This window comes from Streptomyces sp. NPDC001480, assembly GCF_042894725.1.
Lineage (GTDB): Bacteria > Actinomycetota > Actinomycetes > Streptomycetales > Streptomycetaceae > Streptomyces.
On sequence record NZ_JBIAVX010000012.1, the window covers coordinates 48,307 to 69,700 of the forward strand.

Sequence of the window (21,394 nt, forward strand, 5' to 3'; positions counted from 1 at the left end):
GGCGCCCAGTCTATGCGGGGCCATTCGTGTGCCGCGGCGTGTGCGGCGGGCGAAGGCGGTGACGCGGGCTTATCTTCGGCACGACATCCGACATCCGGAGTAAAAATGGCAAAAACGGATGAACTGGTTGATGTGAGGGGCGGGATGGCGGCCCCGACGCCCGGCGTTCCCGCACGCCGGACCACCTCGTGGCCGTACGCCGTCGCCCTCGCGACCGTCGTGGGCCTCGCGGCGGTCCCGGCGCTGGGGGACACCCAGTGGCTCGGCCACCCGGCCGTGGCGGCCTGGCGCACGGTGTGCCTCGCCATCACCGTGCAGGCCCTGCCCTTCCTCCTGCTGGGCACGGCCCTCTCCGGCGCCATCAACGCCTTCGTACCGGCCGACCTGTTCACCAGGGTGCTGCCGGCACACCCCGCGCTCGCCGTCCCGGTGGCCGGTGCCGCAGGCGTCGTCCTGCCGGGCTGCGAATGCGCCTCCGTACCGGTCGCGGGCAGCCTGATCCGGCGCGGCGTCACCCCGGCCGCCGCCTTCGCCTTCCTCCTCTCGGCGCCCGCAATCAACCCGATCGTGCTGACGGCCACCGCGGTCGCCTTCCCCGGCAACCCCGCCATGGTCCTGGCCCGGCTGCTCGCCTCCCTCGCCACCGCCGTCGTGATGGGCTGGCTGTGGCTCTGGCTGGGGCGCGAGGAGTGGCTGCGGCCCACGGTCCGGCACGGCGGCCACCACCCCGGCCGCAGCCGCTGGACGGAGTTCCGCCTCGGCTTCCAGCACGACTTCCTGCACGCGGGCGGCTATCTGGTCCTCGGGGCCATGGCCGCCGCCACCTTCAACGTCGCCGTACCGCGCTCCGTCCTCGACACCTTCACCGGCTCGCCCTGGCTGTCGGTGCTCTTCCTCGCCGCACTCGCCGTCCTGCTCGCCGTCTGCTCGGAGGCCGACGCCTTCGTCGCGGCATCGCTCAGCGGCTTCTCACCGACCGCCCGGCTCGCCTTCCTCGTGGTCGGCCCGATGGTCGACCTGAAACTGATCGCGCTTCAGATCGGCACCTTCGGGCGGGCCTTCGCGCTCCGCTTCTGCGCGGCCACCATGGTGGTGGCCGTGGCCGCGAGCGTCCTGACCTCAGGCGCGCTGCTGTGAAACGCACCGTGCAGGCGCTCCTGCTGGTCCTCACCGGCCTCGGCCTGCTGCGCGCCGCCCTCTTCACCGACCTCTACCTGCGCTACGTCAAGGAGGGACTGCGCCTGCCGCTGATCGCGTCGGGCGCGCTGCTCCTGCTGGCGGGAGTGGCCGGCGCGGCGGCCCGCGAGGAGGGCCGGGACCACGGGCACGCGCACGGCCACGACCACTCCGCCGCGCCCCGGATCGCCTGGCTGCTGTTCCTGCCCGCCCTCAGCCTCCTCCTCTTCGCCCCGCCCGCCCTCGGCGCGTACACCGCGTCGCGGGCCGACGGCAGCCCCGTGCGGGCCGGGAAACGGTTCGACCCGCTGCCGGACACCCCGTCCCCGCTGCCCATGACCCTCACGGACTTCACCACCCGGGTGCGGCAGGACCCGCGGCAGGACATCAGGGGCCGCAGCGTCCGTATGACCGGCTTCGTCACCCCGGCCGGACAGGGCGGCGGCTGGTACCTGACCCGGATCATCTTCACCTGCTGCGCGGCCGATTCCCAGTCGGTCAAGGTGCGGGTGTACGGCGCTCCCGCGCTGCCCGCCAACACGTGGGTGGCCGTCACCGGCACCTGGCACCCCCACGGAACGCTGGGCACCGGGTCCGCGCCCGCGGCCCTCGACGCGCACCGCGTCCAGCGCGTCCCCCAGCCGGTCAACGCCTACACGGACGACCTCCCGCTCACGCCCTCCTGAGGTGCGGGTGGGCCGGCCACGGCGGGTTCGCGCCCGTCGGCCGTGCCGGGGGCGGGCCCGTCACCTCCACGTGGGCGGGGCGCAGCAACTGGTCGCCGAGCCGGTAGCCGGGGCGGAGCACCGCCGTGCAGACCAGGCGGTCGGCGTCCCCGCGGACGTGGTGGGTCAAGGCCTCGTGGCGGGTCGGGTCGAACTCGTCGCCCACCTCACCGAACGCCACCAGCCCCAGGGCGCCGGCCTGGCTGGCCAGCGTGTCGGCGATGTCCTTCAGGGCCGGTGTCAGCGGCTCGTGCGCCACGGCGCGGTCCACGGCGTCCAGCACCGGCAGCAGGCCGGTGAGCACGTTGGCGACCGCGATCTGCCGCACGGCCAGACGGTCCCGCCGCACCCGCTTGCGGTAGTTGTCGTACTCGGCCTTGATCCGCTGGAGATCGGCGGTGCGCTCCTGGAGCAGGTTCTCGAGTTCCGCCGTGCCCCGCGGCCGGCTCCGGTCCATCTCAGCCCGCCCTGTCGTCCTTCTCGCCCTGGTCGTCGACGATCTCGGCGTCCACCACGTCCTCGTCCGCTCCGGACGCCCCGGAGGCTCCGTCCGTTCCGGAGGAGCCGGACTGCCCGGACTGCCCGGACGCCGCGCCCGACGCCGCCTGCTCGGCGCGCGACTGCTCGTACATCGCGGTGCCGATCTTCTGCGCGGCCTGCGCCGCCCGGTCGAGGGACTCCCGGACGGCCGTCGAGTCCTCGCCCTTGAGCTTCTCCTTCAGATCGGCGAGCGCGCCCTCGACCTCGTCGCGCACCTCGCCCGGCACCTTGGCAGGTCCGTCCGCGTCCTCCCGGAGGAGTTTCTCCGTCTGGTAGACGAGTTGTTCGGCCTGGTTGCGCGTCTCGGCCGCTTCGCGCCGCCCGCGGTCCTCCTCGGCGTGCTGCTCCGCCTCACGGACCATGCGGTCGATGTCGTCGCGCGGCAGCGCGGAGCCGCCGGTGACCGTCATCTTCTGTTCCCTGCCCGTACCGAGGTCCTTGGCGGAGACGTGCATGATGCCGTTGGCGTCGATGTCGAAGGCGACCTCGATCTGCGGTACGCCGCGTGGCGCCGGCGGCAGACCGGTCAGCTCGAACATGCCGAGCTTCTTGTTGTACGCGGCGATCTCCCGCTCGCCCTGGTACACCTGCACGGTCACCGAGGGCTGGTTGTCCTCGGCAGTGGTGAAGATCTCCGAACGCCGGGTCGGGATGGTCGTGTTCCGCTCGATCAGCCTGGTCATGATGCCGCCCTTGGTCTCGATGCCCAGGGACAGCGGGGTGACGTCCAGCAGCAGGATGTCCTTGACCTCACCCTTGAGCACACCGGCCTGGAGGGACGCGCCGATGGCGACGACCTCGTCCGGGTTGACGCCCTTGTGCGGGTCCTTGCCGGTCAGCTCCCGCACCAGCTCCGTCACGGCGGGCATACGGGTCGAACCGCCCACCATGACGACGTGGTCGATGCCGGACACCTTGATGCCGGCGTCCTTGATCGCGTTGTGGAACGGCCCCTTGCAGCGCTCCAGCAGCTCACTCGTCAGCTGCTGGAACTGGGCGCGGGTGAGCTTCTCCTCCAGGTGCAGCGGGCCCTCGGCGGACGCCGTGACGTACGGGAGGTTGATGGTGGTCTCCGAGGAGCTGGACAGCTCGATCTTGGCCTTCTCGGCGGCCTCCCGCAGCCGCTGCACGGCCATCTTGTCCTTGCTCAGGTCCACGCCGTAGTTGTTCTTGAACTGCTGGACCAAATGGTCGACGACCCGCTGGTCCCAGTCGTCGCCGCCCAGGTGCGTGTCGCCGTTGGTGGCCTTCACCTCGATGACGCCCTCGCCCATCTCCAGCAGGGAGACGTCGAAGGTGCCGCCGCCGAGGTCGAAGACGAGCACCGTCTGGTCGTTCTCCTTGTCCAGCCCGTACGCCAGCGCCGCCGCCGTCGGCTCGTTGATGATCCTGAGGACGTTCAGGCCGGCGATCTCGCCCGCCTCCTTGGTGGCCTGCCGCTGGGCGTCGTCGAAGTAGGCGGGCACGGTGATCACGGCGTCGGTGACGTCCTCGCCCAGATACGTCTCCGCGTCCCGCTTCAGCTTCTGCAGCACGCGCGCGGAGATCTCCTGCGCCGTGTACCGCTTGCCGTCGATGCTGTCGCCGTGTTCCGGGAACCGCCAGCCGTGGTCACCCATGTGCCGCTTCACGGAGCGGGCGGTGCGCTCCACGTTGGTCACGGCCTGCCGCTTGGCGACCTCGCCGACCAGCACCTCGCCGTTCTTGGCGAAGGCGACGACCGACGGGGTGGTCCGCGCGCCTTCCGTGTTGGTGATGACGGTGGGCTCGCCGCCCTCGAGGACCGAGACCACCGAGTTCGTCGTACCGAGATCAATACCGACCGGACGCGCCATCTGGGTCGCCCTCCTCCAGCCGCTCGCCGCTTGGCGCAGGGGTGCGCTGCCCCCATTCTCCCGCCGCTTCGGCTCTCCCGCCGCCTCGGCGACGCGCCACGAGCAGGGAGTTCGGGTCCGGACTAGGCGCCCTGGCCCGTCCCGGACGCCCCGTCGAGGTCGCCGACCAGGCCGCGCAGGAGGGGCGCGTACCGGGGGTGGGCGAGGGCGAAGGCCATCTGGGCGACCAGGTAGTCGGCCGGGTTGCCGGTGTCGTACCAGCGCCCCTGGATGACCTGTCCGTACACCGCCCGGGTGGCGGCGTAGGCGTTGATGGCGTCGGTCAGATAGACCTCGCCGGTCCGGTGCTCGTACCAGCGGCGGGTCTGCTCGCGCAGCTCGTCGATGATGCCGGGGGTGATGACGTAGCCGCCGATGGCCGCGTACGAGGAGGGCGCGTCGGCGGGCCGCGGCTTCTCGACCAGGCCCGTGATGCGCAGCGTGCCGTCGCCGAGGTCCTCCTTGACCAGGGGGACGCCGTACCGCTGGGAGTCGCCCGGGTCCATCGGCATCAGGGCCAGCACCGGGCAGCCGGTCTGCTCGTAGGCGCGGATCAGCTGCTGGGCCCGGGGCACTTCGGCCACGAACACGTCGTCCGGCCAGAGCACCAGCACGGGTTCGTCCCCGATGTTGCGGGCGGCGTTCAGCACCGGAGTGCCGTTGCCGTACGGGCCGTGCTGGTCGAGGTAGGTGATGTGGCCCCGGTGGGCCAGCTCGCCGACCTCCTCCACGGCGTCCGCGTAGGCCGTCTTGCCGTCGGCCCGCAGCTGGTCGACGAGCGCGGGGTTCGGCCGGAAGTGGTCCTGGATCAGCGACTTGCCGCCGGAGACGACGATGGTGATGTCGGTGATGCCGGAGTCCACGAGCTCGCGCACCGTGTGCTCGATGACCGGCTTGTCGCCGACCGGGAGCATCTCCTTCGGGGTGGCCTTGGTCAGGGGCAGCAGCCGGGAGCCGAGTCCGGCGGCGGGAATCACGGCCCTGCGGATCGTCGGGGACATCGGATCTCTCTCGCTCGGACGGCCACCGTGCCGGGCGGCACGGCACACCCCGACGCTATCAACGCATGTCCCCGTCGCCCGGCCCCGCCCAAGGCTCCGGCCGGGCGCGGCCGGTGACCGCTCAGGACTGGTACGGCTGCTGCTGCGGCTGCCCGTACTGCTGACCGGCGTGCGCGCCCGCGGCCTGCGCCTGGAGCTGCTCCGCCTGCTCCTTGGCCAGCTTCGACTCCGCACCGCAGAAGGTGCACTGCGTGGCGTACTTCGTGGAGATGGGGAACAGCGGCACGAAGAACAGCGTGAACTTCGTGACGCGCTTGCGGAGCGTGTGCGCGGCGGGATTGCCGCAACGGCCGCACACCAGCGTCAGTATCGCGAGCTGGTACAGGTATCCCCTGGTGCCAAAGATGATCACGTCGTTGGTCCTTCCCGGGTCGATGCTGTCCGTACAGTACCGGCGGGAGCGACGGTCACTTGTCCAGGGCCTGCCGCAGGTCCGGGTAGCAGGGGATGAGAAGGTCGATGCCGACCATGCGCATGATGCGCAGGACGGGTTCCCGGGGGCCGGCCAGGCGCAGCCAGCCGTCGGTGTCCTCGGCGGCGTGATGGGCGTTGATCAGGGCGTTGATGCCGCTGGAGTCCATGAAGGTCACACCGCTGAGGTCGATGACGGTACGCGGGCGCCCGGCGTCGGCCGGCGGCAGCAGGGCCTGGCCGAGACGGTCGCGGACGGTGTGGTCGATCTCGCCGCTGAGGGTGACGACACGGATGCCGTCGACGGTCGAGTGACCGATCGCGGGCCGGCCGGACCGTGCCGCGTCATGGGTGTCTGTCACAGTCTCCTCACCAACCTGCTCGCGGGTGTCCGCTGGGTCCGGTGCTTGCGTCGGTAGCCTGCCCCGATGCCACGCGGACATACCTCCGTCCGGCCCCGCTCCGTCCTGCGAGGCATATGACGTGCCCCTCCGGGTAGACGCACGCGCGTGAACGGGGGAACAGCTATGGATCCAGTGGAGTCGGCCCCTGGCGGTGAAGGCGTGAGAGACGCCGACCTGCAGGAGATCGTCGCCCTTGACGACGACGGCAGTTGCATCGCGGAGGCCCGCCACCGTGCGGCCGGCTTCCTCGCCCGTGTCCAGGGCGAGTACGGGCTGCCGGTGTCCGCCCGCGCCGTGGACCTGACCCAGTTGGTGGTCAGTGAGCTGGTGACCAACGCCCGCAAGTACGCTCCCGGCCCGCTGCTGCTGGAGCTGCGCATCACCGGGGACCTGGTGGAGGTGCAGGTGTGGGACAGTGACCCGGTGCTGCCGGTGGCGCGGGCCGCCGACCCGGGGCGGGTCGGCCAGCACGGGCTGGAGATCGTCATGGCCGTCGCCCAGGGCTTCGAGGTGCAGCGGGAACCGGTCGGCAAGCGGATCACCGCCCGCATCGCCCTGCTCGACGAACCCGGCTGACGAGACCGGTTGGCGATCCCGGGCGGTCCCCTCCGCCCGCCGGTGCGCGGCACCCTCCGTGATATAAGCCCATGCGAGGTGTGGGGCGGAGGGGGAGCGTTTCATGAGGAGTCCGGAGCCCACGGATCCGCCGGCCGTCGGCGGGTACCCGCTGCTCGCCCGGCTCGGTGCGGGAGGCATGGGACAGGTCTACCTCTCCCGCACTCCGTCCGGCCGCCCGCTGGCACTGAAGACCGTGCGCGCGGAGCTCGGCCTCGAGCCGGGCTTCGAGGAGCGGTTCGCCAGGGAGGTGGCCAGCAGCGACCGGGTGCGCTCCCCGTGGACGGTGACCGTGGTCGACCACAGTCCGCCGGGACAGCGGCCCCAGTGGCTGGCCACGGAGTACGTGCCCGCCCCCTCCCTCGCCGACTGGGTCGAGCGGCACGGCCCGCTGCCCGAAGCCGCCGTACGGGCCCTCGCGGCCGAACTCGCCGAAGCACTGCGGGCGGTGCACCGGGCGGGCCTGGCCCACCGGGACGTCAAGCCGTCCAACATACTGCTGGGCCGCCGCCATCCGCTGCTCATCGACTTCGGGATCGCCCGCGCGGCCGACGACACCCGGCACACCCGGACCGGCGGTGTCGTGGGCTCACCGGGCTACATGGCGCCCGAACAGGCGGTGGGAGGGGGCGCGGCCGAGCCCGGGGACGTCTTCTGCCTGGCGGCGGTCCTGGCGTACGCGGCCACCGGGCACGGCCCCTTCCTGCGCCCGGGGGAGGAGCCCTCGGTGCCGCGGCTGCTGTACCGGGTCGTGCACGAGGAACCCGTGCTCGACGGCGTGCCCGCGTCCCTTCTGCCGCTGCTCACCGCCTGTCTGCACAAGACACCTGAGGCACGCCCCACCGCCGACGCGCTGCTGGAGCGCCTCGGCGCTCCCCCCGACGGCTGGGCCGCCGCCCTGCCGCCCGGGCTGGAGGCCGAACTCGCTTCCCGTGAGGAGGAGTTGCGAGCGGTGCTGGAACGGCCGGCGGTCTTGGCCCCGCCCGCCCCGCCGCATCCGCCCGGGTTCGGGCCGCCGAGCGGATACGCCACTCCCGCCGTCCCGCCGGCCCCGGGCTTCCCGCCCGCCCGGGGCCCCGGGCCCGTGCCGGAGCGCTCGCGGCGCGGCCCGAGGGCCGCGGTGCTGGCGGGCGCGGTGGCGGTGGCCGCGGTCGTCACCACCGCGGCGGTCGTGCTCCCCCAGATCCTGGGGGGCGAGGACGACAAGAAGTCCGCACCCTCACCCTCGCCGTCGACTGCCGGGGCGGCGGACACCCTGCCCGCTTCCTGGGTCGGCACCTGGAAGGGCACCGGTCCCGGTGACCGGTCCGCCGACGGTGTCGTCAACGTCCGCACCACCCGCGTCTCCGTCTCGGTCACCCTGCACGCGGCGGCCCGGGGCGAGCTGGTGGGCAGCCAGACCAGTCACGTCATCGAGGCCGGAACGGGCCGGGACGTCGGCTGCACCGAGACGCTGCTGCTGCGGGAGACGCACCGTACGACGATGGTCTTCGAGGCGGCCTCGAGCGCCCCGACGGACACCTCGGCGAGCGTGACCTGCGTCAAGGGCAATGTCTACACCCTCACCATGACGGTCGCCGGCACGCTCGCCCTCGGCGACGAGGGAAGCCAGACGACCGGCGCACCGTCCCGGCTGACCCGCGCCCGATGACCGGACGCGTCCCGCGACAGGTGTACCGCCCCGGGGTCAGGCCCGTCCGTGTGCCTCCTGCGAGCGCCGCGACAGGGAGTCGACGACCACGGCGGCGAACAGGACCCCACCCGTGATCACGAGCTGGACGGCGGTGGGTGTGTCGGTGAGCGCCATGCCCGACGCGATCGACTGGATGACCAGGATGCCCAGCACCGCGTTCCAGGTCGTACCACGGCCCCCGAACAGGCTGGTGCCACCGATGACGGCCGCCGCGATGGCGTTGAGCAGCAGCGGTCCCGAGCCCGAACTCTGACTCACCGAGGTGATGCGCGAGGCCATGAACAGCCCGCCGACCGCGGCCATGGTGCCCGAGACGGCGAGCACCGCGGTCTGCACCCGCGTCACGCTCAGGCTGGCGCGCCGGGCCGCCTCGACGTTGCCGCCGACCGCGTAGACCTGCCGTCCGTGGTGCGTGCGCCGGAGCACGATGTCGAGGCCCGCCACCACCACGAGGAAGATCAGCAGAGCCAGCGGCAGTCCCTGGAACCGGTTGAGCACATACGCGGCAGTGAACGAGACCACGGCGAGCCCGGCCGTACGTGCCGCGATCTCCCGGCGCGAGCGGTACGGCATGCCGACCGCCCTGCGGCGTCGGCGGTCCAGGTGGGACACCAGGAACACCAGGCCCGTGGCGAGTGCCGCCAGCCCGTAGGCGGCGGCGTGGTCGGTGAAGTAGTAGCCGGTCAGCCGGGCGACGAGCCCGTTCCCGTCGAGGTTGACGGTGCCGCTCGTGCCGAGGATGGAGAGCATGAGGCCGTTCCACGTCAGCAGCCCCGCGAGGGTGACGACGAACGCCGGTACCCGGGTCTTCGCGAAGGAGAAGCCCTGGACGGTTCCCGCCGCGGTGCCCGTGAGCACCGCGAGGACCAGGGCGAGCCATTCCGGCACGCCGTTGTCGACGTTCAGCACGGCGAAGACCGCCGCCGCGAGACCGCTGATCGTGCCGACCGACAGATCGAGTTCACCGAGCAGCAGTACGAAGACGATGCCGACCGCGATCAGCCCCGTACCCACGATGTCCACGCTGAGGTTGGACAGGTTCCGGGGGGAGAGGAAGTTCTGGTCGAGGCTCTGGAACGCGATCCACACCACGGCGAGGACGAGGACGACGGGGAACTGGGCGAGTTCACCGGCGCGCAGCCTGTGCCGGAAGGCGGTGGCCGCATCCCGTGCCGCGCGGGCCACGGCGCGCCCGGGGTGCGGCCGCCGCCCGCCGGTGACGGCCTCGGCGGATTCCTCCCGCGTGTTGTCCACCATGTCGTCGTCTCTTCCGCCTGGTCGGGAGCCGGCCGGTCAGATCACCCCGGCCTTTTCGCAGTCGGCGCGGAGCCTGGGGATGCAGATCTGCCGGACCGTGTACATGCCGTCCTTGACCAGGGTGTTCTTGATGTCGGCGGCGGTCACGGAGACCGGGGTGAGCATCACGGCCGGGACAAACTTCCCGTCGCTCGTCCGCACCTTGCCCTTGGTGACCTTGCCGAGGCCGTCACCGCGGGCCGCGGCCACGGCCATCGCGCCGCCGGCGGAGGCCTCGGGGCCGAAGGGCTTGTACACCGTCATGTACTGGTCGCCGGCGACGATGCGCCGTACGGCCGCGAGTTCGGCGTCCTGCCCGGTGACGGGGGGCAGCGGGCTGACCTTGTTCGCCTTCAGCGCGGAGATGCTGCCGGCGGCGAGGCCGTCGTTGGCGGCGTAGACCCCGTCGATGTTGCCGGCGCCGACGGCGGAGATGGCGCCGTTCATGTTCATGTGCGCCGTCTCCGGCCGCCACTCGTGGGTGTCGTAGGCCTTGGCGATCTTCACCTTCCCGTTGAGCACGGACAATGCGCCCTGCTGGAACGACACCGCGTTGGGGTCGCTGGGATCGCCGTTCATCATCACGATCCGGCCGCCGGGCACCCGGTCGCCCATCGCCCTGAGCAGTGCCCTGCCCTGGAGCCTGCCGATCTCGTGGCCGTCGAAGGAGACGTAGCCCGAGATCGGGCCCTCGGCGAGGCGGTCGTAGGCGATGACGGGGATGCCCGCCGCATGGGCCTTCGCGACGGTGGCGCCCATCGACCGGGCGTCCACGGCCACCAGGACGATGGCGTCGACCCCCCTGGTGATCAACGAGTCCATCTGTTCCTGCTGGAGGGCCACATCACCCTTGGCGTTGACGTGCTCGACCTTGCAGTCGGCACACAGCTCCTTGATCTTCTTCTCGAGCAGGGGGCTGTCCTGTGTCTCCCAACGGGCCGTGGTGGCGTCCGGCAGCAGGATGCCGATCGTCCGCGCGTTCCCCCTGCCGGGGTCGTTCCCGGCCCCCGGCCCGCAGGCCGCGAGAGTGACGGCCACGCAGGCCGCGGCCGTGATCCTGGCCGCGTTCCAGATGAAGGCCTTCATGCCGGGGACCTTCCCGAGGGAGACCGGGGCGCGCGCTTCGCGGCACGCAGATCGTCTGCGAGTCGGCCGGGCCGTGCGGGTCGCGTGTCACAGCCACGACGACCACACGGTCAGTGTGGCACCGGCCTCGGTGATCTGCGAACCCATGGCATATACCCGATCTGTCCGGTTAGCTCACATATGCGATTCTGGTACGGGGTGCCCGGATCTCAGCCTGCCGGTGCCCCGGCCCGCACGGGAGGTGGGTTGCGGACATGCCTCATGACGGCGGTGCGCGGGCCGCGGTCGCGCGCCTGCGGGCGTATGATGCCGGCCTCGCGGACACCGGCTCACCGCATCCGGTGCCGGAGGCCGCCGCGAGCGCGCGCGCTCTGACGTTCGCCGGAGCGGCGCTGGCCGCGGTCTACGCCCCCGACTCCGGGCAGGAGCTCCGGCTGGTCGAAGTCGCCGGATCCGCAGGTTCCGCTTACCGGCTCCCCGAGCGACTGACCTTGTCCGGTGGTTCACCCGCGGCACACGCCCTGCGCACCGGCCGCCCGCTGTGGCTGACTCCCGCGGCACTGGCCGGCTTCTCCGAGGGCGGCCCCGCGCCGCCGCCGGGAGAGGTCTCGCTCGGCGCGCTGCCCCTGGGGACGGGGGACAGGAGGCTGGGCTGCCTCGTCGTCGTGAGCGCCGGCGTGGCCGGCTTTGAACCCGAGCAGCAGCGCTTCCTGGAACGCTACGCCGACGCGGTCGCCGGCCAGCTGCATGCCCGGACCGGCGAACAGGCGCCGCCGCGGTTGCTGGACCCCGCCCTGCGCAGCCTGCGCGTCGGCTCCTTTGTCCTGGTGCCGGACACGGGTCTGATCGAGGCGGACGAGACCCTCCTCGACCTGGTCGGCATCACCCCGGAGGGCTTCGACGGCAAGGCGGACACCTTGCTCGCCCACGCCCTCCCCGAGGACATGCACGCGCTCATGTCGGTTCTGGAACCCTCGGCCCAGGCGGTCGGACGCCGGGAGCTGGAGTTCCGGGTCCGGCGTCCCACCGGCGAGATGCGCTGGCTGAGCCTGATCTGCCGGGTGGCGGCCAGCACCGACGTCCGGCCGGACCAGGTGCTGGGAGTGGTGACGGCGACCTCGGTCCTGCCCCGCAGCACCGACGACGTCTCCCGGATCCAGTGGCTGACCGCGGCACTCGACGACGCCGCGAGCGTCCCCGATGTCAGCCGGGTGGTGGTCACCGCACTGCGTGAGCCGCTGTGCGCCGACCGGGTGGCGCTCGCCGAGTTGCAGGACGACCGGCTCACGGTCACCGTGCTGGATCCCCCGCAGGCCGTGGCCTGGCCAGAGGCGTGGCGTCCCGACTGGCCCGACACTCCGGTCAGCGCCCTGCCCACCCTTCAGACGGTCCTGCGGGAGGGACGGATAGGTCTGTGTCCGGCCGGTACGGCTGTCGAACCCGGACTCGCCGGGATCGGCCCCGGCGGACTGGCCGTCCTGCCGCTGCCCGCCAGGGGCCGGGCCGCCGGTGTGTGCCTGATCGGCTGGGACGCGTCGCACGAGTTCGTCCCCGAGGAGCGGTCCCTGCTGACCGCCACAGCGGCGCTTGTCGGGCAGGCCCTCAAACGCGCGCACGCGCACGACGCCGAACAGGAGCTCGCGACGATGCTCCAGCGCAGCCTGCTGCCCCGGCGCCTGCCCGAACTGCCCGGCGGAACGGCCGTCGCCCGCTACCTGCCCGCCCGGCGGGGGTTGGAGGTGGGCGGCGACTGGTACGACGTCATCGCCCTCTCCGAGGACCGGGTGGCGCTGGTCATCGGCGACGTGCAGGGGCACAGCGCCGGAGCCGCCACGATCATGGGTCAGATGCGTACCGCGGTTAGGGCGTACGCGGTGGAGGGACACCCGCCCGACGTGGTCGTCTCGCACGCCAACCGGCTCCTCGTCGGCATGGAGACCGACCTCTTCGCCACCTGCTGCTACGCCGAACTGGACATGGAGGAGGGCAACACCCTGTTCGTCCGGGCCGGACACCTCGCACCGCTGATCCGCCATCCCGACGGCAGCACCGAGGAGGTGCAGGTCGAGGGCGCGCTCCCGCTGGGCATCTCGGCGGACGCGGAGTTCCCCATGACCTCGGTCGCGCTCGCCCCCGGCACGATGCTCGCCCTGGTCACCGACGGTCTGGTCGAGGCCACCGACCTGCCCCTGGACGAGGGCATGCACCGGACGCGCACCGCGCTCGCCGCGGCCGATCCGTCGGATCCGGGGCGGGTCGCCGACCAGCTGCTGGGCGACGCGGGCCGGCGTGAGGACGACGTGGCGCTGCTGCTGCTGCGCTACGACGGCATGAAGACCCGGCCGATACGCGCCGGATGGGCGGTGTGGCGGCTGCCCGACGCGGTCATGCACGCCCGGCGCTTCACCGCGCGCACCCTGCGCCGCTGGAAGGTCGAGGACGTCGCCGACGCGGTGCTGCTGGTCGTCTCCGAACTCGTCACCAACGCCCTGGTGCACACCCAGGGGCCGGTCCGCGTCGACCTGATCCTGCGCGGGGACCGGGTGCGGGTCTGCGTCAGCGACTCGTCCCCGCGCGCGCCCGCCAAACCGGTCATCGTGGACTGGGAGTCGACCGGCGGCCGGGGGCTGCTCCTGGTCGAGGCCATGTCGGAGGCCTTCGGCACGATGCCGGTGGCCCACGGCAAGCAGGTGTGGAGCGAACTCCACGTGCCGGGGCGCGAACCGGCCGGCGCGGGCCCGGCGCCCGGCACGGACCGAGGGGGCTGGTCATGAGGGCCCGGACGCGGCAGGTGGTCGCGGCGCTCGTCGCCGGGCTCGTGGCGATGCCCCTGGCCGCCTGCGGCCGCGACGACGAGGCGGGCGGCGACCGCCGCTTCACCGTCGGCCTGCTGCTCCCGAGCCGGGAACTGCCCCGCTGGGAGCGCTACGACAAGCCGCTGATCGAGAAGCGGGTGAAGAGCCTGTGCCCCGGCTGTTCCGTGACGTACGCCAACGCCGAGAACGACGCCACACGGCAGAGCCAGCAGATGATCTCCATGATCACCAAGGGGGCCAGGGTCCTGATCGTCGACGCCGCCGACACCAGGGCGGTCCGCTCCTCGGTCCAGGAGGCACGCAGGGCGGGTGTGCACGTCGTCGCCTACGACCGGCTCGCCGAGGGCCCGGTCTCGGGCTATGTCAGTTTCGACGGCGCGCAGGTCGGCAGGCTCCAGGGCGAGGCACTCCTGAGCGCCATGGGCGACCACGCGCGGCGCGGGAGCGTCGTCATGATGAACGGCGACCCGGTCAGCCCCAACGCCGCGTGGTACAGGCGGGGCGCGCTGTCCGTCCTCGAGGGCAAGGTGCGGATCGGCAGGTCGTACGACACCCCCGGCTGGAGCACGGAGAACGCCCACGCCAACATGGCCGCCGCCATCGCGGCCCTGGGCCCGGACCGGATCGGCGGCGTCCTGGCCGCCAACGACGCCATGGCCGCGGGCGTCATCTCCGCCCTCAAGGGCGCCCGGGTCCGCAGCCTTCCCCCCGTCACCGGCCAGGACGCCGAACTCGACGCCGTGCGGCGCATCGTCAAGGGCGAGCAGTACATGACGGTGTACAAACCCTTCAAGGCGGAGGCGGCCGCGGCCGCCGCCATGGCCGTCACCCTGGGACGCGGCGGGGATCCGCGGGACGTCGCCACGACGACCGCGGACAGCCCCACCACCCGGGGCATCCCGGCCGTCCTGCTCACCCCGAGGGCCGTGACGGCCCGCGACATCGACCGGATGCTCGTCAAGGACCGCGTCTACACCGTCGAGCAGATCTGCACCCGGCAGCTGCGGCCCGCCTGCGACAAGGCCGGACTGCTCCCCTGAGCCCGCCGCTCATCCCGCCGGCGAGCTCATCCCGCCGGCGCGCTGATCTCCCGCTTGAGGATCTTGCCGCTGGGTCCGGTCGGCAGCGCGTCCACGAGCCACACCGCGCGCGGGTACTTGTACGCCGCCACCCGGTCCTTGACGAACTGCTGGAGTTCCCCGGGGGTGGCCCGGGCGGTCGGCCGCAGCACGACCGCGGCGGCGATCTCCTCGCCGAGCCGCTCGTGCGGCACGCCCACCACGGCCGCCAGCGCGACCGCGGGGTGCTCGTGCAGCACCTCCTCGATCTCGCGGGGGTAGACGTTGTAGCCACCGCGGATGATCATGTCCTTCTTGCGGTCGACGATGTACAGGTAACCGTCCTCGTCCTGCCGGGCGAGGTCCCCGCTGCGCAGCCAGCCGTCGGGCATGGCGGCCGCGGTCTCCTCGGGCAGGTTCCAGTAGCCCTTCATGAGGTTCGGGCCGCGCACGGCCAGTTCACCGATCTCCCCCTGAGCCACCTCCTCGCCCCGGTCGTCCAGCAGCCGGACCTCCACGTCCCGGATCGGCGTGCCGACCGACCCCGGCTTGCGCGGCCGGTCGGAGTGGTTGAAGGAGACCACCGGGCTCGTCTCGGACATGCCGAAACCCTCCAGCACCATGCAGCCGAAGCGCCGCTCGAACCCGTGCAGCACCTCCACCGGCAGCGAGGCACCGCCGGAGACGCAGGTGCGCAGCGTCGACACGTCCGCCTCCCCCGGATGCTGCAACAACGCCGCGTACATCGTCGGCACCCCTTCGAACACCGTGGCCCGGTCCCGGGCGATGGCCTCCAGGACGGTCCCCGCATCGAAGCGGGGGACGAGGGTGAGCGAGGCGCCGCTGTGCACGGTCACGCTCATGGCGCAGACCTGACCGAAGATGTGGAACAGCGGAAGACAGCCGACCACCACGTCCTGCGGCGTCATGCGCTGCACATGGACGGTGTTGACCTCGGTGTTGTGCCGCAGCCCGGCATGGGTGAGCGCGGCGCCCTTGGGCCGCCCGGTGGTGCCGGAGGTGTAGAGCAGGACGGCCACGTCGTCACCGGCCGTGTCCGTCACCTCGGTCAGCGGCTCGTGCCCGGCCAGCAGCGCGGCGAAGGCGGCGGGCTCCACGGAGAGGTGCGGCACCCCGGCGGCGGCCGCCCCCTGGGCACCCTCGCCGGGGGCCTGATGCCATTCGAACAGCAGTACGGCCCCGGAGTCCCTCAGGTGGAACTCGGTCTCGCGCGTCTTCAGCAGCGGGTTCATCGGTACGACGATCGCCCCGGCCCGCAGCACGCCGTAGTACAGCACGACGAACTCGGGGACGTTCGGCAGCATCAGCGCCACCCGGTCGCCCGGCCGCACCCCCTCGGCCCGCAGCAGCGCGGCGGCGCGGGCGGTGCGCTCGTCCAGCTCGGCGTAGGTGGTGACCTGTGTCCCCAGCCGCAGCGCGGGGCGCTCCGGCTGCCGCGCCGCCGTCCGTACCAGGAACTCCGCCAGATTGGGCATGACCCGCCTCCACGCATGTCACCGTCGAAATCCGCCGTTCACGTTCACGACATGGTGCTGGCGCCGGCCGCGGCGACCTATGGGAGGACCGACAGCGTCACCCGCCCCCGGTTGTTCCGGGGAACAAACACACGCCGCTAGACTGCGGCGATGGACTTCTCGGGCGTGGTCGCGGCGATCCACGCCCGGCTTGACGAACTCGGCGAACGGCTCGCGGAGCGCATCCGCTCGGACGTCGAGGCCTACCAGGACGAGACGCTCATCCCCTTCGACTCCCTGCGCCGCTCGTGCACCGCCAACGCCGACCTCGTCCTCAGGCACTTCCATCCCGCCGAGGCCCCGGACCCCGGCCCGGCCCGGGAGACCGGACGCATCCGCGCCGAGTACGGCATGCCGCTCGCCGACACCCTGCACGCCTACCGGATCGGCTTCGAGTTCCTGTGGTCGCGGATCCTGGAGGAGGCCCGCGCCCATCCGGAGGTCTCCGACACCGAGCTGGTGGCCGGGTCCGCCCAGATCTGGGCGCTGTTCGGCCGCTACGCCGAGGCGGTGGCGGAGGCCCACCGGGAGACCACCGCCGAACTGTCCCTGCAACGCCAGGCCCGGCGCTCGGCGCTGGTGGAAGCGCTCCTCACGGGCGCCATCGCCGACCGGACGACCCTGTGGGAGGCCGCCCGCGAGCTGGGCCTGCCCGAGCGCGGACCGTACGCGGTCGTCGCCGCCGAATCCGCGGCGCCGGGCACGGAGCCCCTGGCCGGGACGGAGGCGGCCCTGCGGCAGGCCGGTCTGCCGTCCGCCTGGCGGTTGCTGCCCGACCAGCAGATCGGCCTGGTCGCCCTGGTCACGCCGGCCGCGGAGAACACCGCCGTGCGCCTCCTGCGCCGCGCGCACGCCCGCGTGGGCCTCAGCCCCGGCTTCGACTCCCTGCGCGACACCCCACAGGCGCTGCGCTTCGCCCGGCTGGCCCTGGCCGGCCTCCCGGGCAGCGGACCGGGTGTCGCACGGTTCGACGACGACCCGCTCGCCATGGTGATCGCCGCCGCCCCGGCGGAAGCGGCCCACCTGGTGACGGTCGCCCTGGGACCCGTCCTCGGCCTGCCCGCCCCGGAACGCGCCCGTCTCCTGGAAACCCTGGAGCACTGGTTCGCCGCGGCCGGCTCCGCGGCCGGCGCGGCCGACAGCCTCTTCGTGCACCCCAACACCGTCCGCTACCGGCTGCGCCGCGTCGAGGAGCTGACCGGGCGCGCCCTCGCCGACCCGCGGACGGCGGCGGACTTCCGTGCCGCACTCCTCGCGGTCACCCGTCCGGTCGGCCATGTGACGGCATGACGCTTCGTCCGCGCGGGTGAACGCGGGCGAATCACCGGCCGGTTCCGGCACCGCCCCCACCCGCGGCCCGGACCATTCGGCTGGGGTTCGGGTTTCCGTCAGCGGGGTTGCGTCACCGAGGAGAACAGGATGCCGATCGATACCGTCGAGCGATTCTTGGCCGCCCTGAGCCCGCACGACCGGGAGCAGGTCCAGCAGCAGTCACGCGAGGAGCAGGAGAGACTCGCCGCCGCCTGGGAGACGGAGCTCCAGGTGGACACCGACCTGGACACGCTGAGCGAGCTGTCGCCCGCCGCCGCCGAGAGCGAGGCGGCGGCGCGCGTCATGAGGGGCCGCTCCGAATAGCGTCAGAGCCCGGCGGCCATCGGCACGGCCTGCCCGCTGACCCGGGTGCGGGCGTCCTGCGGGGTCACGTCGATCAGCAGGTCGCTGGGGCGCCCCATGTCCTCTCCCTGGCGGACGGTGATCGTGGCGGGGCCGGTGACCAGGCCCAGCGCGCGCAGGTACCCGCCGAAGGCCGCCGCCGCCGCGCCCGTCGCCGGGTCCTCCACCACGCCGCCGACGGGGAAGGGGTCCCTGGCGTGGAAGCGCTCCGGTGACTCCCGCCAGACCAGATGGACGGTGGTCCATCCGTGACGGCGCATCAGTTCGGCGAGACCGTCGAAGTCGTACTCCAGGTCCGCCAGCCGCTCGCGGGTGGCGGCGGCCAGCACCAGATGGTCGTTCCCGCCGAACGCCACGTGCGGTGGCAGCGCCGGGTCGAGATCGCCCAGGACCCAGCCCAGAGCCTTGAGCGCCGGCTCCAGTTCGGCGTCGGTGGCGGGACGTGAACGGGTCGGAACGCTCGTGAGGGTGGCCCGTACGGTGCCGTCCTCGCCCACGCCGGTGGCCACCGGTATCTCACCCGCCGGGGTGTCCAGGACGATGTCGCCCGCGCCCAGCCGCCCGGCGAGGGCGACGGCCAGTGCGACGGTGGCGTGCCCGCAGAAGGCCACCTCGGCGAGGGGGCTGAAGTAGCGGACCTGGAACCGCCGTGCCGCTTCGTCGCGCCGGGTGACGAAGGCCGTCTCCGAGTAGCCCACGTCGGCAGCGATCGCCAGCATCCCGGCGTCGTCGAGCCCGGAGGCGTCGAGCACCACGCCGGCCGGGTTGCCGCCCGAGGGGTCGTGGGTGAAGGCCGCGTAGCGCAGGGTCTCGGTGAGCGGTCGCAACTGGTTCGCGGGGTTCGCCGCGTCGTTTTCGGTGGTCATGGCCCCACGTTGCCACACGGTGCGGCGGCACTTCCCCAACCGTTCGTGTGCGCCGACGAGTTGCGGGCATCCGGGACGGTACCGCACGCACCGTTCGCGCTGCGACAACTTCTTCCCGGCGAAGGGACACCTCTCATGCTGGCCATCATCTCGGCGGTTCTGTTCTTCATCTCCTTCCTGATCAACGCGGCCGACATCTCGACCAACGACACCTTCACCTCGACCAACGTCATGCTCCTCGGCCTCACCCTGCTCGCTCTGCACCTCGCGGGCATCGGCAGCGCGTGGACGGTGCGCGGCCCCAGACGATGACACCCCGCGGGCGCTTCCGGCGCTCACGTCCGCGACCCGGCAGCCGCACAACCAATCGGACGTGCCGGAGGTCAAAGGGGTGACGCATCGTGGGAAAGCGCCACAGCAAGGGGGAAATCATGCGCAAGGGACGACAGACGGCGGCCGCGGCGGCCGTGCTGGTGGCAGTGGGATCTCTGGGTTTGGCGGCCCCGACGGCATCCGCCGCCGGCCGGACCGCCGCTACGGCCGCGACCACGTGCCCGACGGGCTGGGGCAGCCTGCCCGAGCACGGCACGGCCGACTTGGCGCCGCATTCGCTCACCGACGTCCGTACCGGGCGGCACGACTGCTACGACCGCATCGTCTTCGACGTCGGTTCGGGCACCGGCCCGCTGTCCTACTCCGTCGCGTACGTCGACGTGTTCCGCCAGGATCCGTCCGGCACGGTGATACCGGTGTCCGGCGGGGCGATCCTCGAGATCAACGTCGGCGCCACCGCGTACGACCCGGAGACCGGACAGACCACCTATCCCGGCCGGCCCGGCAAGGCACTGCCCGGCGTCGACCTGACGGGCTACCACACCTTCCGTGACACGAAGTTCGGGTCCAGCTTCGAAGGCGTCACGCAGGTCGGGCTCGGGGTGCGGGCGCGGCTTCCGTTCCGGGTGCTGACGCTGCCCGACCGGCTGGTGGTGGACGTCGCCCACACCTGGTGAGCGGGACGGCTCCCGTCAGCCCTGACTCTCCGGCGCCGGGGCGGGCGGCCGGAAGCAGGCGTGGACGACCTTCCCGTCGGGGCAGGGGCGGGCCTGCCAGGTGTCGGCCAGCGCGTCGATGAGGAGCATGCCCCGCCCGCTCGTCCGCTCGGCGGAGGGCGGGCGGGGCGCGGGCAGGCGGGGGGAGGAATCGTGGACGGACACGTGCAGACACCGGCTGTCCCACGTCAGTACGAGGTGGGCGGCGCTGTGCGCGTGCACATGGGCGTTGGTGACCAGTTCCGAGATGGTCAGCAGCACGTCGTCCACGGTGTCGGGCGCCGTCTCCGTCCAGCCCAGTGAGCGCAGATGGCCGCGCGCCCAGTCACGGGCCGTCTTGACACTGCTGTCGAGCGGCAGGGAACGCGCCCAGCCCACCGCCCTCAGTGAGGATTCACCCACGCCTGTCGCCTCCCTGCCGTGGCCGTGTCAGCGCGTATACCCACCCGTCGCGCTTTGACGCGGAGGCGCCGCCCGGCCAGGATCCCGGCGGAACGCCCAGTCCAGCCGGGGCTCCACCGCGCAGCGGAAGACGCGGCGGACCGGAGCGGTGCACAGCGCGGTGGCCAGCAGGCCCGCGACGAGGGTGACGGTGAGCTCGCCGAGGGGTTCACCGGTCCAGGCGAGCCGGGAGCAGTGCCAGTGGTTCGCGGCCTGGACGACGAAGCCGTGCAGCAGACAGCCGTAGACAGTGCCCGCGCCCAGCGCGGTGAACCAGGTGCGACGGCCGGGTACCCACGAGAGGAAGCGAGCGACCAGGGTCAGTGTGCAGCCGAAGACGGCCAGGGTCATGACCGGCCCGTACCAGGCGGGCACGCCCAGTTACGCGGCGCTGTCGCGGTGGAAGAACCAGGCGTGGTCGAACCGGGGGGCCGCCCGGTAGGCCGCGACAGCGTCGCCAACGCCGCCAGGGCGAGCGCGAGCGGCAGCGGATGGCGCACCCGCTGCCACACGGCAGTGGTCAACCGCCAGATGAACAACGCCGCCAGGAACCAGGTCAGGTCCACCTGGTGAAGAGGGAGTACGCCGTCTCGAAGACGACGTAGGGCACGACGAGCCCGGTGACCAGGTGGCGTAGACGACCGTGTGGAGCGCGGTGACCGCACGACTGCCGGAACGCAGCGGGCCCGGTCCCGACCGCGGGGCTGCCATGGACGGATATGGTCTGTACGGTTTCGCTCACCAGGCCACCTGCGCAGGATGCATCCTGCCGTCTCACCGCTTCCGAACGACATGAACACCAGGTGGAGGGCACCGTGAACTGGCGAACCTGGGCCGCCTGTCGCTCCGAGGACCCCGAACTCTTCTTCCCGGTCAGTGAGGAAGGCGCCTCGCTGATGCAGACAGAGCAGGCCAGAAACATCTGCCGCCACTGCCCCGTACTGCACGAATGCCGGACCTGGGCGCTGCGCAACCGGGAGTACGAGGGCGTGTGGGGCGGACTGACCGCAGGGCAGCGGCGAGCGCTGTCACCGGCGAGAGGCACCGCCTTCGACCACTGATGTGCGGCACCCG

The 21,394-nt window shown here is 72.4% G+C and carries 21 protein-coding genes and 1 pseudogene; 11 read left to right on the forward strand and 11 right to left on the reverse strand.

All coding sequences use genetic code 11. The annotated features are described in order from the left end of the window. The first annotated feature begins 144 nt into the window (after nt 1–144). Together ACFY01_RS28615 and ACFY01_RS28620 are read left to right on the forward strand one after the other, a co-directional pair. Entirely contained in the window at nt 145–1,137 is a 993-nt protein-coding gene (locus ACFY01_RS28615; RefSeq protein ID WP_390738623.1) for a permease, read from the forward strand. Further along, a complete protein-coding gene (locus tag ACFY01_RS28620; protein ID WP_390738624.1) occupies nt 1,134–1,862 on the forward strand; it encodes a TIGR03943 family putative permease subunit in 729 nt (242 codons plus the stop codon). The genes ACFY01_RS28615 and ACFY01_RS28620 overlap by 4 nt, the downstream gene beginning before the upstream one ends. On the opposite strand, the gene grpE is transcribed toward ACFY01_RS28620, so the two are convergent. The 5 genes from grpE to ACFY01_RS28645 form a co-directional block, all read right to left on the reverse strand. Further along, entirely contained in the window at nt 1,849–2,358 is a 510-nt protein-coding gene (gene grpE, locus ACFY01_RS28625) for a nucleotide exchange factor GrpE (RefSeq protein WP_390738625.1), read from the reverse strand. The two genes, ACFY01_RS28620 and grpE, sit on opposite strands and share 14 nt — an antisense overlap. Before the next feature lies 1 nt (nt 2,359). Beyond that, nucleotides 2,360–4,276 carry a molecular chaperone DnaK gene (dnaK, locus tag ACFY01_RS28630; RefSeq protein WP_390738626.1) on the reverse strand — a complete coding sequence of 639 codons (1,917 nt, stop codon included), beginning with the start codon at nt 4,274–4,276 and terminating at the stop codon, nt 2,360–2,362. Nucleotides 4,277–4,398: 122 nt separating this feature from the next. Beyond that, a complete protein-coding gene (locus ACFY01_RS28635; protein WP_390738627.1) occupies nt 4,399–5,316 on the reverse strand; it encodes a UTP--glucose-1-phosphate uridylyltransferase in 918 nt (305 codons plus the stop codon). A gap of 121 nt (nt 5,317–5,437) precedes the next feature. Continuing rightward, nucleotides 5,438–5,728, reverse strand: a complete 291-nt coding sequence (locus tag ACFY01_RS28640; protein ID WP_390738628.1) for a zinc-ribbon domain-containing protein — start codon at nt 5,726–5,728, stop codon at nt 5,438–5,440. A gap of 55 nt (nt 5,729–5,783) precedes the next feature. Further along, the gene (locus tag ACFY01_RS28645; protein WP_390738629.1) at nt 5,784–6,149 is read right to left on the reverse strand and encodes an STAS domain-containing protein; all 366 of its coding nucleotides are present in this window, start codon (nt 6,147–6,149) and stop codon (nt 5,784–5,786) included. A gap of 165 nt (nt 6,150–6,314) precedes the next feature. On the opposite strand from ACFY01_RS28645, the gene ACFY01_RS28650 reads away from it, so the two are divergent. Next, nucleotides 6,315–6,767 (forward strand): ATP-binding protein, encoded by a 453-nt coding sequence (locus ACFY01_RS28650; protein WP_390738630.1) that lies wholly within the window; start codon nt 6,315–6,317, stop codon nt 6,765–6,767. A gap of 103 nt (nt 6,768–6,870) precedes the next feature. Next, a complete protein-coding gene (locus ACFY01_RS28655) occupies nt 6,871–8,457 on the forward strand; it encodes a serine/threonine-protein kinase (RefSeq protein ID WP_390738631.1) in 1,587 nt (528 codons plus the stop codon). A gap of 36 nt (nt 8,458–8,493) precedes the next feature. Here the strand turns inward: ACFY01_RS28655 and ACFY01_RS28660 are convergent, their stop codons facing one another. Then, nucleotides 8,494–9,756: a sugar ABC transporter permease gene (locus ACFY01_RS28660; RefSeq protein ID WP_390738632.1), complete on the reverse strand. Its 1,263-nt coding sequence runs from the start codon at nt 9,754–9,756 to the stop codon at nt 8,494–8,496. Nucleotides 9,757–9,792: 36 nt separating this feature from the next. Next, a complete protein-coding gene (locus tag ACFY01_RS28665; RefSeq protein ID WP_390738633.1) occupies nt 9,793–10,881 on the reverse strand; it encodes a substrate-binding domain-containing protein in 1,089 nt (362 codons plus the stop codon). 254 nt (nt 10,882–11,135) lie between these two features. Here ACFY01_RS28665 and ACFY01_RS28670 point away from each other — a divergent pair, with 254 nt between their 5' ends. Further along, the gene (locus tag ACFY01_RS28670) at nt 11,136–13,655 is read left to right on the forward strand and encodes a SpoIIE family protein phosphatase (RefSeq protein WP_390738634.1); all 2,520 of its coding nucleotides are present in this window, start codon (nt 11,136–11,138) and stop codon (nt 13,653–13,655) included. Next, on the forward strand, nt 13,652–14,737 hold the full coding sequence (locus ACFY01_RS28675) for a substrate-binding domain-containing protein (RefSeq protein ID WP_390738635.1): 1,086 nt from the start codon (nt 13,652–13,654) through the stop codon (nt 14,735–14,737). Before ACFY01_RS28670 ends, ACFY01_RS28675 begins: the two co-directional genes overlap by 4 nt. A 26-nt stretch (nt 14,738–14,763) precedes the next feature. Here ACFY01_RS28675 and ACFY01_RS28680 read toward each other — a convergent pair whose 3' ends face one another. Then, on the reverse strand, nt 14,764–16,251 hold the full coding sequence (locus tag ACFY01_RS28680) for a long-chain fatty acid--CoA ligase (RefSeq protein ID WP_390738636.1): 1,488 nt from the start codon (nt 16,249–16,251) through the stop codon (nt 14,764–14,766). A gap of 150 nt (nt 16,252–16,401) precedes the next feature. Here ACFY01_RS28680 and ACFY01_RS28685 point away from each other — a divergent pair, with 150 nt between their 5' ends. After that, nucleotides 16,402–17,580, forward strand: coding sequence for a PucR family transcriptional regulator (locus tag ACFY01_RS28685; protein WP_390738637.1), 1,179 nt, complete (start codon nt 16,402–16,404; stop codon nt 17,578–17,580). A 129-nt stretch (nt 17,581–17,709) separates the two neighbouring features. After that, complete coding sequence (locus ACFY01_RS28690; RefSeq protein ID WP_390738638.1) at nt 17,710–17,925, forward strand: hypothetical protein; 216 nt, start codon at nt 17,710–17,712, stop codon at nt 17,923–17,925. A gap of 2 nt (nt 17,926–17,927) precedes the next feature. Here the strand turns inward: ACFY01_RS28690 and ACFY01_RS28695 are convergent, their stop codons facing one another. After that, a complete protein-coding gene (locus tag ACFY01_RS28695) occupies nt 17,928–18,830 on the reverse strand; it encodes a PhzF family phenazine biosynthesis isomerase (RefSeq protein WP_390738639.1) in 903 nt (300 codons plus the stop codon). 135 nt (nt 18,831–18,965) lie between these two features. Here ACFY01_RS28695 and ACFY01_RS28700 point away from each other — a divergent pair, with 135 nt between their 5' ends. Beyond that, a complete protein-coding gene (locus ACFY01_RS28700) occupies nt 18,966–19,142 on the forward strand; it encodes a hypothetical protein (protein WP_390738640.1) in 177 nt (58 codons plus the stop codon). 119 nt (nt 19,143–19,261) lie between these two features. Continuing rightward, nucleotides 19,262–19,840 (forward strand): hypothetical protein, encoded by a 579-nt coding sequence (locus tag ACFY01_RS28705; RefSeq protein ID WP_390738641.1) that lies wholly within the window; start codon nt 19,262–19,264, stop codon nt 19,838–19,840. 15 nt (nt 19,841–19,855) lie between these two features. On the opposite strand, the gene ACFY01_RS28710 is transcribed toward ACFY01_RS28705, so the two are convergent. Both ACFY01_RS28710 and ACFY01_RS28715 read right to left on the reverse strand, forming a co-directional pair. Next, nucleotides 19,856–20,281 (reverse strand): ATP-binding protein, encoded by a 426-nt coding sequence (locus ACFY01_RS28710; RefSeq protein ID WP_390738642.1) that lies wholly within the window; start codon nt 20,279–20,281, stop codon nt 19,856–19,858. A 27-nt stretch (nt 20,282–20,308) separates the two neighbouring features. Then, a pseudogene (locus ACFY01_RS28715) lies at nt 20,309–20,972 on the reverse strand (hypothetical protein); the annotation flags it as partial. A gap of 163 nt (nt 20,973–21,135) precedes the next feature. Between ACFY01_RS28715 and ACFY01_RS28720 the strand changes: the two are divergent. After that, nucleotides 21,136–21,381: a WhiB family transcriptional regulator gene (locus ACFY01_RS28720; RefSeq protein WP_390738643.1), complete on the forward strand. Its 246-nt coding sequence runs from the start codon at nt 21,136–21,138 to the stop codon at nt 21,379–21,381. Nucleotides 21,382–21,394 lie beyond the last annotated feature (13 nt).